The sequence below is a fragment of the Paraburkholderia fungorum genome (assembly GCF_046026025.1).
GTDB lineage: Bacteria > Pseudomonadota > Gammaproteobacteria > Burkholderiales > Burkholderiaceae > Paraburkholderia > Paraburkholderia fungorum_E.
The window spans coordinates 17,510-31,146 of record NZ_JAQQFL010000042.1 but is presented as its reverse complement, the minus strand read 5'-3'; the positions used below and the strand labels follow the sequence as shown (position 1 = coordinate 31,146).

The 13,637-nt window shown below is 62.7% G+C and carries 11 protein-coding genes; 4 read left to right on the top strand and 7 right to left on the bottom strand.

Annotated features, from left to right (window positions below):
- Positions 1-3 precede the first annotated feature (3 nt).
- The 7 genes from PQR67_RS33125 to PQR67_RS33095 form a co-directional block, all read right to left on the bottom strand.
- The gene (locus tag PQR67_RS33125) at positions 4-1,050 is read right to left on the bottom strand and encodes a bifunctional UDP-4-keto-pentose/UDP-xylose synthase (protein WP_211617080.1); all 1,047 of its coding nucleotides are present in this window, start codon (positions 1,048-1,050) and stop codon (positions 4-6) included.
- The gene (locus tag PQR67_RS33120; protein ID WP_408467019.1) at positions 1,047-1,994 is read right to left on the bottom strand and encodes a formyltransferase; all 948 of its coding nucleotides are present in this window, start codon (positions 1,992-1,994) and stop codon (positions 1,047-1,049) included. The genes PQR67_RS33125 and PQR67_RS33120 overlap by 4 nt, the downstream gene beginning before the upstream one ends.
- Entirely contained in the window at positions 1,991-3,034 is a 1,044-nt protein-coding gene (locus tag PQR67_RS33115; RefSeq protein WP_408467018.1) for a glycosyltransferase, read from the bottom strand. The genes PQR67_RS33120 and PQR67_RS33115 overlap by 4 nt, the downstream gene beginning before the upstream one ends.
- 6 nt (positions 3,035-3,040) lie before the next feature.
- A complete protein-coding gene (locus PQR67_RS33110) occupies positions 3,041-4,192 on the bottom strand; it encodes a DegT/DnrJ/EryC1/StrS family aminotransferase (protein ID WP_408467017.1) in 1,152 nt (383 codons plus the stop codon).
- 258 nt (positions 4,193-4,450) lie between these two features.
- Positions 4,451-4,822, bottom strand: coding sequence for a DMT family transporter (locus PQR67_RS33105; RefSeq protein ID WP_408467016.1), 372 nt, complete (start codon positions 4,820-4,822; stop codon positions 4,451-4,453).
- A 25-nt stretch (positions 4,823-4,847) separates the two neighbouring features.
- A complete protein-coding gene (locus PQR67_RS33100; RefSeq protein WP_408467015.1) occupies positions 4,848-6,611 on the bottom strand; it encodes a glycosyltransferase family 39 protein in 1,764 nt (587 codons plus the stop codon).
- A 230-nt stretch (positions 6,612-6,841) separates the two neighbouring features.
- On the bottom strand, positions 6,842-7,216 hold the full coding sequence (locus PQR67_RS33095) for an Mth938-like domain-containing protein (protein WP_408467014.1): 375 nt from the start codon (positions 7,214-7,216) through the stop codon (positions 6,842-6,844).
- A 562-nt stretch (positions 7,217-7,778) separates the two neighbouring features.
- On the opposite strand from PQR67_RS33095, the gene PQR67_RS33090 reads away from it, so the two are divergent.
- The 4 genes from PQR67_RS33090 to PQR67_RS33075 all read left to right on the top strand — a co-directional run bounded on the left by PQR67_RS33090 (position 7,779) and on the right by PQR67_RS33075 (position 13,613).
- The gene (locus PQR67_RS33090) at positions 7,779-9,026 is read left to right on the top strand and encodes a pyridoxal phosphate-dependent aminotransferase (protein ID WP_408467013.1); all 1,248 of its coding nucleotides are present in this window, start codon (positions 7,779-7,781) and stop codon (positions 9,024-9,026) included.
- Between the two features lie 85 nt (positions 9,027-9,111).
- Entirely contained in the window at positions 9,112-10,443 is a 1,332-nt protein-coding gene (locus PQR67_RS33085) for a homoserine dehydrogenase (RefSeq protein WP_408467012.1), read from the top strand.
- A gap of 7 nt (positions 10,444-10,450) precedes the next feature.
- Complete coding sequence (gene thrC / locus PQR67_RS33080; protein ID WP_408467011.1) at positions 10,451-11,902, top strand: threonine synthase; 1,452 nt, start codon at positions 10,451-10,453, stop codon at positions 11,900-11,902.
- 466 nt (positions 11,903-12,368) lie between these two features.
- A complete protein-coding gene (locus PQR67_RS33075) occupies positions 12,369-13,613 on the top strand; it encodes a molybdopterin molybdotransferase MoeA (protein ID WP_408467064.1) in 1,245 nt (414 codons plus the stop codon).
- The last annotated feature ends 24 nt before the right edge of the window (positions 13,614-13,637 follow it).

Here is a 13,637-nt window from a genome sequence, read left to right as displayed (position 1 = left end):
GCCTTATTGTTGTTCGACGAGGGCACGCGCTTCGGCGACATGGCCGCGGTACGCTTCGAAAATCTTGCGCAGCGCTTCGTCGAAGGTCGACTTCGGCGCCCAGCCGAGTTCCTGCATCGTGTTGTCGATCTTCGGCACACGGTTCTGCACGTCCTGATAGCCCGCACCGTAGTACGCGCCCGAGGACGTTTCGACCAGTTGCACCTGCTTGGCGAGGTCGGCGTATTCCGGGAATTCGGCGGCCAGCGTCAACATCTTGTGCGCGAGCTCACGCACCGAGAAGTTGTTGGTCGGGTTGCCGATGTTGTAGATCTTGCCCGTGGCGACACCGTCCTTGTTTTCGATGATCTTCATCAGCGCGCCGATGCCGTCGTCGATATCCGTGAACGCGCGCTTTTGTGCGCCGCCGTCCACCAGACTGATGTTCTCGCCGCGCACGATATGGCCGAGGAACTGCGTGACCACGCGCGAACTGCCTTCCTTCGGCGTGTAGATCGAATCGAGGCCCGGGCCGATCCAGTTGAACGGACGGAACAGCGTGAAGTTCAGGCCTTCCATGCCATAACCCCAGATCACGCGGTCCATCAACTGCTTGGAGCATGCGTAGATCCAGCGCGGCTTGTTGATCGGGCCATACGACAGTTGCGACTCTTCCGGGTCGAACTGCTCGTCCGTGCACATGCCGTAGACCTCGGAGGTCGACGGGAACACGAGGTGCTTACCGTACTTGACGGCCGAACGCACGATCGGCAGGTTCGCTTCGAAGTCGAGTTCGAACACGCGCAGCGGCTGTTTCACGTACGTGGCGGGTGTGGCGATCGCAACCAGCGGCAGGATCACATCGCACTTCTTGATGTGATACTCGACCCACTCCTTGTTGATCGTGATGTCACCTTCGAAAAAGTGCATCCGCTCATGATTGATCAGGTCACCCAGACGTTCGGTCTGCATGTCCATCCCGAAGACTTCCCAATCGGTCGTTTCGAGAATGCGTTTGGACAGGTGATGGCCGATGAAGCCGTTCACACCCAGAATCAGGACTTTTTTCATGAGTAACGGGGAGTTTGGAGGGGAATTTGGATGAGCTGGGCGAATTCGGCCGGCGCGACAACGGTTTCGTTGCCGTCATGCCGGTGCCGCAATTCGTGGATGGCGATCGAGCGGCCGTCGCCGCATATCGCGAAAACGGCATTATCGCTTACGTGCAGGCCCGGCGGCAAATCTGAGCGAAGCGCGCCAGGCGTGGCCAGACGCGCACGGGCGACGATGAAGCGATGGCCCGCGATATCGGTAAACGCGCCGGGATAGGGCGGCGCGACCGCGCGGATCAGGTTGTAGACCTGCTGCGCGGGTTGCGTCCAGTCGATCCGGCCGTCTTCCGGCTTGCGGCCGCCGTAATAGCTGCCATGCGACAGATCGTTCGGCAGATGCGGCGCTTCGCCCGCAAGCAGAGCCGGGAGCACGCGCCATAGGGTCTGTTCGGCGGCTACGGTGACCTTGTCGAACACTTGCGCGGCGGTATCGTCGGGCAGAATCGGCACCGGTGTTTGCGCGATGATCGCGCCCGCGTCGGGCTTGGCGGCCATTTCGTGGAGCGTCGCGCCGGTTTCGGTTTCGCCGTGGATCACCGCCCAGTTGGTCGGCACGCGGCCGCGGTATTTCGGCAGGAGCGAGCCGTGCATGTTGTAAGCGCCCCGTGCGGCGAGCGCCAGCAGGTCGACCGGCAACATGTGGCGGTAATAGAACGAGAAGATGAAGTCCGGCCGTGCGGCGCTGAGCGCGGCGCGCAGTTCCGGGCTTTTCGGATCGGCCGGCGTGACGACGGCAATCCCGTGCTCGGCCGCCACCGAGGCGACGCTGCCGAACCAGATGTTTTCGCTCGGGTTGTCTTCGTGCGTGACGACCAGCGCCACGTCGACGCCGCGCGCGAGCAGCACCTGCAGGCAGCGCACGCCGACGTTGTGATACGCGAATACGACAGCGCGCGGCTTCATGGGTTCGGGCCCTGATCGATCAGCGGCGCGGCTTGCACGGCCTGCACCACCGTCTGGCGCGGCGCTTCGGTCACGGTGGTGCCGTCGCGCTGTTCGAGAATCGTTTGCACCAGATAACGCGGACGCGCGCGCACCTGCTGGTAGATCCGGCCGATGTATTCACCGAGCAGGCCCAACGCGAAAATGATCACGCCAAGCAGGAAGAACATGACGGCGAACAGGGTGAACACACCTTGCACTTCCGCACCGATGATGAAGCGGCGAATCAGCAGCAGCACGAACAGCGCCGCGGAGCCGAGCGACAGAATCACGCCGATGAACGACAGCCACTGCAGCGGGACCACCGAAAAGCCGGTGACCAGGTCGAAATTCAAACGGATCAGGCTGTAAAGCGAGTACTTCGATTCGCCGGCAAATCGTTCTTCGTGCGCGACTTCGATCTCGACCGGATTCTGCGCGAAGGTGTAGGCAAGCGCCGGAATGAACGTGTTGATCTCGCCGCAACGGTTGATCGTGTCGATGATGTGCCGGCTGTAGGCGCGCAGCATGCAGCCCTGGTCGGTCATCTTGATGCGTGTGATGCGTTCGCGCAGGCGGTTCATCGCGCGCGAGGCCTTGCGGCGCCACAGGCTGTCCTGGCGTTGCAGACGGATCGTGCCGACATAGTCGTAGCCTTCACGCATCTTGTTGACCAGCTTGCCGATTTCTTCCGGCGGATTCTGCAGATCGGCGTCGAGCGTAATGACGATCTCGCCGCGCGATTGCTCGAAGCCCGCCAGAATCGCCATGTGCTGGCCGTAGTTGCCGTTCAGCAGGATCACGCGGGTCGTGTCGGGCCGCGCGCGGAACTGCTCGGCGAGCAGGGCGGCGGATTTGTCGCGGCTGCCGTCGTTGATGAAGATCACTTCATAGCCGGTGCCGAGCGCGTCGAGCGCCGGGTAGAGGCGCGCGAACAGCGCGGCCAGCCCGGCTTCCTCGTTGTACACCGGGATGATGATCGACACTTCCGGTGCGACGGCGCGATGTTCCGAATAAATCATTTCCGCTTATTTTCCGTATTGTTCGCAAATTTCATTGACCGCGCGGCAGACGCGCTCCACATCGCCTTCGTTCATCAGCGTGAACAGCGGCAGCGTGACCGTGGTGGCGCCGAAGCGCTCCGCGTGCGGGAACATCCCTTCCTTGAAGCCGCGCGCACGGTACAGCGAGAACAGGTGAATCGCCGGATAGTGCACGCCTGAACCAATGCCGCGCTCTTTCAGTTCACCCATGAACCCGGCGCGGTCGATCGACAGTTTTTCGAGCGGCAGCGTGATCTGGAACATGTGCCAGTTGCTGTTTTCGAAGTCGGCAAACGGCAGGCCGATGCCCAGCTTGACCGCCGCGCCGCCTTCGAGCCCGGCGAAATAGGCGCGCACGAGTTTTTTGCGTTGCGAGAGGAACCGCGCCAGATGCGGCAACTGACCGAGGCCGACGCGCGCGGCGACATCCGTCAGGTTGTACTTGCCGCCCAGCACGTCGCAGTCCATGCCGTCGAAGCCGGTACGGGTGATGCCTTGCAGGCGGTATTTCTGGGCGAGGATCGCTTCTTCCTCGTTGTTCAGCACCAGTGCGCCGCCTTCGATCGAGGTCAGATTCTTGTTCGCGTGGAAGCTGAACGAGACCATATCGCCGAGTTTGCCGATGCGCTCGCCGTTCCACGTCGAGCCGAATGCCTGTGCGGCGTCTTCGATCACGCGCAGCTTGTGGGCGCGGGCAATTGCGTACAAGCGGTCCATGTCGACCGGCAGGCCCGACAGGTAAACCGGAATGATCGCCTTGGTGCGCGGCGTGATGGCCTTTTCCAGCAGATCCAGGTCGATGTTGCGGGTTACCGGATCGATGTCGGCGAACACCGGCGTCGCGCCGGTCTCATAGACCACATTACTGGTCGCGACCCACGAGGCGGGGCTGGTGATGACCTCGTCGCCTTCGCCCACGCCGGCGATACGCAGCCCGATTTCGAGCGTCGCCGTGCCGGAATTGAACGTGCGCACGGGGCGGCCGCCGCAGAATTCGGACAACGCCGCTTCGAATTTCTGGTTCTGCGGGCCGGTCGTGATCCAACCGGAGCGGAGCACGTCGGCGACGCCCTGAATCGTTTCTTCATCGATCTCAGGTTTGACAAACGGCAAAAACGGGACTGTTGACTGGCTCATGAATGCTTCGCTCGATTGAAAGGGACGCAGCCCGAAGGGCGCGAAGTAGATCACAAACTACCCGCAAACCCAAGGCCACAACTAAAAAAAGGGCGCAGCCGCCAAGCTTACCGCGGCCAGACTTAAGTGTTACTGAGCCGGCGGCGGTGCCCGGCTTACTGCATCTTTGCAGCCGGCATTCTCGCAGAGCCCGCACCGGCGCCCGCAACAAACGGTAATAAATCATGCCCGGCACAGCGCGGCCGGGGACGTGGCAGCCTAGCTGCGCGCCAGCACGACGACGCCGATCAGGATGACGCCGATCCCCACCAGCTTCTGCACGGACATCATTTCGCCGAATAAATACCACGCCGCGAACGCGTTGACGACGTATCCGAGTGACAACATCGGATAGGCAATCGATACGTCCACCCGCGAGAGTCCGACCACCCACACGGCCACGCTGATCACGTAGCAGGCGAGTCCGCCAATGATCGGCGGCTGCGTCGCGAGCCGGAAGGCGATGGGCAGGATGTTCGCACGGGTGAATTCGAAGTGTCCAACGGCATTCGTTCCAGCTTTGAGCAGCAACTGCGCGCCGGCGTTCAACGTGACGCCGGCGAGGATGCAAAAGAGCGAAATCGGGTTCATCGAACGGTCAGTTCCTGAGATGGGGTCATTGTTGTGGTTTTTCTACTGGCGCGGCTGCATCCTGCGCCGGTGCGCCTGGTGCTGCCGCGTCGGAGGCGGCAGCGGGCGCCGCCACGGGCTTGGCCACCACCACCCGGCGCGAGTCGCGCGCGATCACCTGCATCGGCAGCCCCTCTTTGAGCAACCGGTCGTAAGTCGACGGCGGGATCAGCGCGAGCGCATAGCGCTCGGCCTTCCAGCGCTCGATCCATGCGTCGACCGTCGGCACCCATTTCTGCGGTTCGACGGAGATGCCGAATGCCAGTTCGTCAGGATGTTCGACCATGATCATCGTATGGTCGACGTAGAACGGCAGCGTGTGGTCGAGCACGCCGACCGAGTAGAACGGCGTGTCGGCCGGCAGCTTTGCGATTTCGGCCTTGATCGCGGGCGCGAGCGGCGCGCCGGAACTCAGGCGGCCGAACACTTCGTGACCCGTGCCGGCGATCGTGCCGAGCAGCAGCCACGCCGCGCCGAAGCTCGCGACGGCGCCGAGCGTGCCGGCGCGGCTGCGGCGGTTCAGCCACAGCGCAAACAACGTGAACACGAAGGCGACACCGAGCGCCGCCAGTACCCAGACGCGGTATTCGACGTACAGCTCCGTGGGGTTGCGCGCGTTGCCGAAGCGCGACATGAACAGCGCGGCAAATGCGGCGACCACGAGAAATAGCGCGTAGCCAGCCAGATGGCGGCGCAACTGGTCACGTGTGACGAGCGGCAGGTACATGCCGATGACAAGCGCGATCGGCGGGGCGATCGGCAGCGTGTAGGAGAGCAGCTTGGAGTGGGACGCGCTGAAGAACAGGAAGATGAACGCGGTCCACACCAGCATCAGCGTGACCGGCGCGAAGCCGTTCGGCTGGCGCGGCAGACGCCATGCATGGCGAAAACTTTGCAGCGTGACCGACAACCACGGCAGGAAACCGACCAGCAGCACCGGCACGAAGTAATAGAGCGGGCCCGGGCGGTTCTGCTCAGGCGTCAGATAGCGCTTGAACTGCTGAACGATGAAGAAGAAGTTCAGGAATTCCGGGTTGCGCTGCTGGACCAGCACGAACCATGGCGTGACGATCGCGAAGAACACGATCAGGCCGCCGATCAGATGCAGGCGCTTCCACACGGCCCAGTCGCGCGCGGCAAGGGTGTACAGAACGAGCACGGCACCGGGCAGGATCACGCCGACAAGCCCCTTGGACAGCACCGCGAGCGCCATCGACCCCCAGCACACCCACATCCATGCCCGTACGTTGGCGCGAGGCAGGTTGGGGCGCTGCGCCAGCAGCAGCGCGCAGAGCGTCAGCTCCATCCAGAACGACAGGCCCATGTCGAGCGTGTTGAAGTGGCCCATCAGGTTCCAGTAGGGCGACGTGGCCAGCACGATCGCCGCGAACACGCCGGTCGCCGTATTGAATACGCGCGCTCCGGTGAAGCCGATCAACAGCACGCCGGCAAAGCCCGTCAGCGCGGTGTAAAGCCGCGCCTGCCATTCGCCGATGCCGAACCACGCGAACGTGAGCGCGTTCGCCCAGGTTTGTAGCGGTGGTTTCTCGAAATACTTGTAGCCGTTATAGCGCGGTGTGACCCAGTCGCCGGTGACGAACATTTCGCGCGCCATTTCGGCGTAGCGGCCTTCGTCGCTCGGCAGCAGGTGGCGCCAGCCGAGCGGCACGAACCAGATCACGGCGAGGGCCAGCACGAGCAGCAGGATCGTGGTGCGATTGAGCGGTAGCCTTGTCGGCGTATCGTTCATGGATTTCAACCTTTTTGGCGACGCCGCGTGAGCGGCGAGGCGCTGTTATTTGGGAAGGGCGAGTGCCGGCGTGGCGCCAATGGCGCGCAGTGTACGTTATCGGCCGGGATGCGGCGAGCGGTGGCGCCGCTCCGGCGGCTGCGCGCGCTGCGGGTACCCCGCATGGCGGGCGTGCCTGCACGGCAACTCAATGCCACCTCGGCGCCAACTTCGCCGCGCGCGCGGCGCCGCTACGCTTCGATCAGCAACGCGGCCGCGACCTTGCGGCCCTCGGCCATCAGAATGTTGTAGGTACGGCAGGCGGCCTTGAAGTCCATTGTTTCGACGCCGATGCGTTTGGCGGTGAGCGCCGCGGTCAGGCGCGGATGCGGGAAGCGCAGCCGCTCGCCGCTGCCGAATATGACCACTTCGGGCGCGGCGTCCACCAGCATGGCGAAGTGTTCGGCGCTCAGGTCCTCGAAAGAGGCGACGGGCCAAGGAATCACTGGCGCTTCCGGCAGCACGAGAATGCTGCCGGAATGGCGCACCAGATTGATTTCGACATAGTCGGCGCCGTAGCCGGTGACGGTGTTGAGGGCGCCGCTGGGATCCTGATGTAATTTCAAATTCGTTTTCCGAAGTCGTCGCGAGCCATCATGCGTGTTGGCGGCCTGGCCGGGCAGAGCGCAAGCAAGGCGGTTTGACGCGAGTGCGACACGCGAATGGCACAGAAGGGGCCGAAAAGGCTTGCCGTTGCGGTTGGTGCATTGCGGAAGTCGGCCAAAATCCGCTAAATTATAACTTTTTAGCCGCTTGGCGGAGCCCCTCGGTCAATGGTTACCCTAGGGTCACCCCGGCGGCCACGCTGGGTGCTGCCTCATGTGCCGTCATAAGCCGCGCTGAGGGCACGGGTGCGGCCCACCGGCTACCGGCCGGGTTTTGCCTGGTTCTGCCCGCTTTTGTCGGTTTTTCGACTGTTTTTGCCTGCTTTGGGTCTGTTTGGCTGCAGCACCGGCGCAATCCGCCGGACGCGCGCCTGAGCAGTCCGGTAAGCCGGCCCAATCCGCGTCTGGCGGTCCGATCCGTGTCTGGCGGGCGTGCCCCGTCATAATTTCCCGTGTCGGCGGATTTGCCTGGGTTCCGTTTTTTTGCCCCTGCTTTTTCGCCCAAGCTCATCAACAGGATGAAGTGCCCGCCGTGAAACCGATTCTCAAATCCAACAAGTTGTTGAATGTCTGCTACGACATTCGCGGGCCCGTCCTTGAACATGCAAAGCGGCTCGAAGAAGAGGGTCACCGCATCATCAAGCTGAACATCGGCAATCTCGCGCCGTTCGGCTTCGAGGCTCCGGATGAAATCATCCAGGACATGATCCTGAATCTGCCGGGCTCGTCGGGCTACTCGGATTCCAAGGGGGTGTTCGCCGCGCGCAAGGCGATCATGCATTACACCCAGCAAAAGGGCGTGCACGGCGTCGAACTGGACGACATCTACATCGGCAATGGCGCCTCCGAACTGATTGTGATGGCGCTGCAAGGCCTTCTGAACGACGGCGACGAAGTATTGCTACCCGCGCCGGACTACCCGCTGTGGACCGCGGGCGTCAGCCTGTCGGGCGGTACGCCGGTGCATTACATCTGCGACGAATCGAACCGCTGGATGCCCGATCTGGATGACATCCGCGCGAAAATCACGCCGAATACGCGCGCGCTCGTCGTCATCAATCCGAACAACCCTACCGGCGCGTTGTACTCGGACGAACTGCTGCTCGGCCTGATCGAGATTGCCCGCCAGCACGGCCTCGTGATTTTCGCCGACGAGGTCTACGACAAGATCGTCTACGACGGCAAGAAGCACACGTCGATGGCCGCGCTCTCCGAAGATGTGCTCACTGTCACATTCAATAGCCTCTCGAAGAGTTACCGTTCGTGCGGCTACCGCGCCGGCTGGATGTTCATTTCGGGCCTGACCGGCGAGAACCGCCGCAATGGCAAAGACTACTTCGAAGGGCTCGGCATTCTGGCCTCGATGCGCCTGTGCCCGAACGTGCCCGGCCAGTACGCGATCCAGACCGCGCTCGGCGGCTATCAGAGCATCAACGACCTGATCGTGCCGAGCGGGCGCCTGTACAAACAGCGCGAACTCGCGTATGACATGTTGACGGCCATCCCCGGCGTGAGTTGCGTGAAGCCCGAGGCGGCGCTGTACATGTTCCCACGCCTCGATCCGAAGATTTATCCGATCCAGGACGATCAGCAGTTCATTCTCGACCTTCTGCTGGAAGAGCGCGTGCTGCTGGTTCAAGGCACCGGTTTCAACTGGAAGACGCCGGATCACTTCCGCGTCGTGTTCCTGCCGAACGTGGACGACCTCGCGGATTCGATCAACCGGATCGCGCGCTTTCTCGACGGCTACCGCAAACGCCACACAGCTTGAGATGGACGGCGCGCGAGGCGCGCGCCGCTACCAGCCCCAGTTGCCTTAGTTTCCTTTTAATCACTTACTCGAAAACACACGCTGCATGGAACCGATCAAAGTTGGACTGCTGGGCTTCGGCACGGTAGGCAGCGGCACCTTCACGGTACTGCGCCGCAATCAGGAAGAAATCAAACGCCGCGCGGGTCGTGGCATTGAGATTACGCGCATTGCCGTGCGCAATCCCGCCAAGGCGACAGCGGCGCTCGGCAGTGAGGCCGGCACCGTGGCGCTGACCGACGACTTCAACGCGGTGGTCGACGATCCGTCGATCGATATCGTGGCGGAAATGATCGGCGGCACGGGCGTGGCACGCGATCTCGTCCTGCGCGCGATCAAAAACCGCAAGCATGTGGTTACGGCCAACAAGGCGCTGCTCGCGGTGCATGGCACGGAGATTTTCGAGGCGGCGCGCGCCAATGGCGTGATGGTGTCGTTCGAGGCGGCGGTGGCGGGCGGCATTCCGATCATCAAGGCGCTGCGCGAGGGGCTCACGGCCAATCGCATCCAGTACATTGCCGGCATCATCAACGGTACGACGAACTACATCCTTTCGGAGATGCGCGACCGTGGGCTCGACTTCGCGACCGCCCTGAAAGCCGCGCAGGAACTGGGTTACGCCGAAGCCGATCCGACTTTCGACATCGAAGGCGTGGACGCTGCCCACAAGGCGACGATCATGAGCGCGATCGCGTTCGGCGTGCCGGTGCAATTCGACAAGGCGTACGTCGAAGGCATCAGCAAGCTGGCGGCAATCGACATCAAATACGCCGAGGAACTTGGCTACCGCATCAAGTTGCTCGGCATCTCGCGCCGCACGGACAAGGGCATCGAATTGCGCGTGCATCCCACGCTGATTCCGGAGAAGCGTCTGCTCGCGAACGTGGAAGGCGCGATGAACGCGGTTGTCGTGCACGGCGACGCGGTTGGCTCCACGCTTTACTACGGCAAGGGCGCGGGCGCGGAGCCGACGGCATCCGCCGTGGTGGCGGATCTGGTCGACGTGACGCGTTTGCATACTGCGGATCCGGAGCATCGCGTGCCGCATCTGGCGTTCCAGCCGGACAGCCTGTCGAGTACGCCGATCCTGCCGATCGACGAGGTAACGAGCGGCTACTACCTGCGTCTGCGCGTGGCGGACGTGACCGGCGTGCTGGCCGACATCACGCGCATTCTGGCGGATACGGGCATCTCGATCGACGCGCTGCTGCAGAAGGAATCGGAGCAGGTCGACGCCAACGGCAAGGGCGAAACCGACATCATCCTGATTACGCACGAAACGGTTGAAAAGCACGTCAACGCCGCGATCAAAACGATCGAAGCGTTGAAGACCGTTGTCTCGCAAGTCACGAAGCTGCGCATGGAAGCGCTGAACTAGGCCGAATATGAACTACCTCTCTACGCGCGGCGCCGGAGCCGGCGAGCACCATACGTTTTCCGATATTCTGCTGGGCGGTCTCGCGAAAGATGGCGGCCTGTACCTGCCGGCGGAATATCCGCGCGTCACCGCTGACGAACTGGCGCGCTGGCGCACGCTGCCGTACGCGGATCTCGCCTTCGAGATCCTGTCGAAGTTCAGCGACGACATTCCCGCCGAAGACCTGCGCGCGCTGACGCGCAAGACGTACACGGCCGAAACGTATTGCCATGTGCGCGACGACGAAAGCGCCGCGCAGATCACGCCGTTGAAGACGTTAGGTGTCGAGAACGGCGCGCCGCTGTCGCTGCTGGAACTGTCGAACGGTCCGACGCTCGCGTTCAAGGACATGGCGATGCAGTTGATCGGCAACCTGTTCGAGTACGCACTGGCCAGACACGGCGAGACGCTGAACATTCTCGGCGCGACTTCGGGCGACACCGGCAGCGCGGCGGAATATGCGATGCGTGGCAAAAAGGGCATTAGCGTGTTCATGCTCTCGCCGCACAAGAAGATGAGTGCGTTCCAGACCGCGCAGATGTACAGCCTGCAGGACCCGAACATTTTCAACATCGCGGTGGAGGGTGTGTTCGACGACGCCCAGGACATCGTGAAGGCGGTCTCGAACGACCACGCGTTCAAGGCGAAGTACAAGATCGGCACGGTCAACTCGATCAACTGGGCGCGCGTCGTGGCGCAGGTCGTGTATTACTTCAAGGGCTACTTTGCCGCGACGAAGTCGAACGACGAGCGTGTCTCGTTCACGGTGCCGTCGGGCAATTTCGGCAACGTGTGCGCGGGCCACATCGCGCGCATGATGGGTTTGCCGATCGAGAAGCTGGTGGTCGCCACGAACGAAAACGACGTGCTGGACGAGTTCTTCCGCACGGGTATTTACCGTGTGCGCAAGGCGGCTGAGACGTACCACACGAGCAGCCCGAGCATGGACATTTCGAAGGCATCGAACTTCGAGCGTTTCGTGTTCGACCTGCTGGGCCGCGACCCGGCACGCGTGCTGCAACTGTTCCGGGATGTCGAAGAGAAGGGTGGTTTCGACCTTGCGGCGAGCGGCGATTTTGCGCGCGTGCAGGAATTCGGTTTCGTGTCGGGCCGCAGCAGTCACGAGGACCGAGTGGACGCGATCCGCGACGTTTTCGAGCGCTACGACACGATGATCGACACGCACACGGCAGACGGCCTGAAGGTGGCACGCGAGCATTTGCAGGCGGGCATCCCGATGATCGTGCTGGAAACGGCGCAACCGATCAAGTTTGGCGAAACGATCCGCGAAGCACTGCTGCGCGAACCGGAGCGCCCCGCCGCGTTTTCGGGACTGGAATCGCTACCGCAGCGATTCGAGGTGTTGCCGGCGGACGTCCAGCGCGTAAAGGACTTCATCGTCGCAAACACGGGCAAGTAACACCGTGAGCCTCGAACGCGACGGGGTCGCGTTCGAGGCTCCGCAAAGCGAAACCGTGTTTCCGGAACCACCGCCACGGCGCGCGCAGCGCCGCCGGAAGCATGACTGCTGTGCCACAGACGCGGAGTGTGCGAGAGCACGGATTCCAGATGCACCACTACCGTGACTGTGCGGGGGACCCGCTTATAAGCTGGCGGTGTGAAGCCGCTTTCTTTGCTTATCTTTCTTTGCGGCGGCAAAGAAAGTAAGTGCCGCCCCGCACAGGGGCGACGCTAATAGACCACAAACAAAGCAAGGAAAGGCCAACGCCCAACGCCCAAGGCATACACCCCCAAACCGCCAAAGGCAAAAAACCCCACCATAACCCCAGCCCCCCCACCGACCATCGCGATCGACCGCTACAATATTCCTTTAACCCCGCGGCTTCGAGACCAGAAAGATGTCCACTCCAACGCCCCGCGCTCCGATGCTCTCCACTGCCGAAGCGTTGGCGACCCTGCTCAGCGCAGCGAGCCCAATCACCGGCACTGAATCGATCCCCACGCTGGAAGCACTCAACCGCGTGCTATCGGCGGACGTCATTTCGCCGCTCGACGTTCCCCCAATGAACACCAGTTCAATGGACGGCTACGCGATCCGCACCGACGATCTGACAACATCGGACGGCAACCGCCGCTTGCCGATCTCGCAGCGCATTCCAGCCGGCCACGCGCCCGAGGCATTAAAGCCAGGCACAGCAGCCCGCATCTTCACAGGCGCCACGGTGCCGCCGGGCGCCGACGCCATTGTGATGCAGGAACAAACCGAGGCCACCGGCAACGAAGTCACCATTCTCCATAGCCCGGCACCGGGCGAATGGATCACAGCCCAAGGCGCCGACATCCGCAGCGGCTCGATCATCCTGCCGGCGGGCACACGCCTGACGCCGCAAGCCTTAGGGCTCGCCGCCTCCGTCGGCTGCGCCGAACTCCAGGTGCGCCGCCGCGTAAAAGTCGCCGTGTTTTTCACCGGGGACGAACTGACCATGCCTGGCGAGCCGCTGAAACCCGGTGCGATCTACAACTCGAACCGTTTCACGCTGCGCGGGCTGCTGGAAAACCTGGGTTGTGACGTCACCGACTACGGCATCGTCCCCGATAAGCTCGACGCGACTCGCGCCACGTTGCGCGAAGCAGCGCTTGCGCACGATCTGATCCTCACCTGCGGCGGCGTGTCAGTCGGCGAGGAAGATCACGTCAAGCCGGCAGTCGAGGCGGAAGGGCGTCTGTCGATGTGGCAGATCGCAATGAAACCGGGCAAGCCGCTCGCGTTCGGGGCCGTGCGCCGGGCCGCGCAGCAGGCAGAGACAGATGATGCGGCGGCATCGGCCGAAACGTTCTTCATCGGCCTGCCGGGCAATCCGGTCTCCAGCTTCGCGACCTTCTTGCTATTCGTTCGCCCGTTCGTCCTGCTTCTGGCCGGTATGCGGACGGTGGCGCCGCGCGCGCTGTCGCTTCGCGCCGATTTCACGCAGAAAAAGGCTGACCGTCGCAACGAATTCCTGCGCGCGCGTATCAACGCGGCCGGCGGCCTCGATCTGTTTCCGAATCAGAGTTCAGCGGTACTGACATCGACCGTATGGGGCGACGGCCTGATCGACAATCCGCCGAACCACGCAATCAGCATCGGCGAGACCGTGCGTTTCATTCCCTTTTCTGAATTGCTGAACTGAGGCCGGCAACCGCCGGTGGTTTCC

Coding starts and splice junctions, on each gene's coding strand:
- PQR67_RS33125 (WP_211617080.1), bottom strand. CDS start 1,050: ATGAAAAAAGTCCTGATTCTGGGTGTGAACGGCTTCATCGGCCATCAC.
- PQR67_RS33120 (WP_408467019.1), bottom strand. CDS start 1,994: ATGAAGCCGCGCGCTGTCGTATTCGCGTATCACAACGTCGGCGTGCGC.
- PQR67_RS33115 (WP_408467018.1), bottom strand. CDS start 3,034: ATGATTTATTCGGAACATCGCGCCGTCGCACCGGAAGTGTCGATCATC.
- PQR67_RS33110 (WP_408467017.1), bottom strand. CDS start 4,192: ATGAGCCAGTCAACAGTCCCGTTTTTGCCGTTTGTCAAACCTGAGATC.
- PQR67_RS33105 (WP_408467016.1), bottom strand. CDS start 4,822: ATGAACCCGATTTCGCTCTTTTGCATCCTCGCCGGCGTCACGTTGAAC.
- PQR67_RS33100 (WP_408467015.1), bottom strand. CDS start 6,611: ATGAACGATACGCCGACAAGGCTACCGCTCAATCGCACCACGATCCTG.
- PQR67_RS33085 (WP_408467012.1), top strand. CDS start 9,112: ATGGAACCGATCAAAGTTGGACTGCTGGGCTTCGGCACGGTAGGCAGC.
- thrC (WP_408467011.1), top strand. CDS start 10,451: ATGAACTACCTCTCTACGCGCGGCGCCGGAGCCGGCGAGCACCATACG.
- PQR67_RS33075 (WP_408467064.1), top strand. CDS start 12,369: ATGCTCTCCACTGCCGAAGCGTTGGCGACCCTGCTCAGCGCAGCGAGC.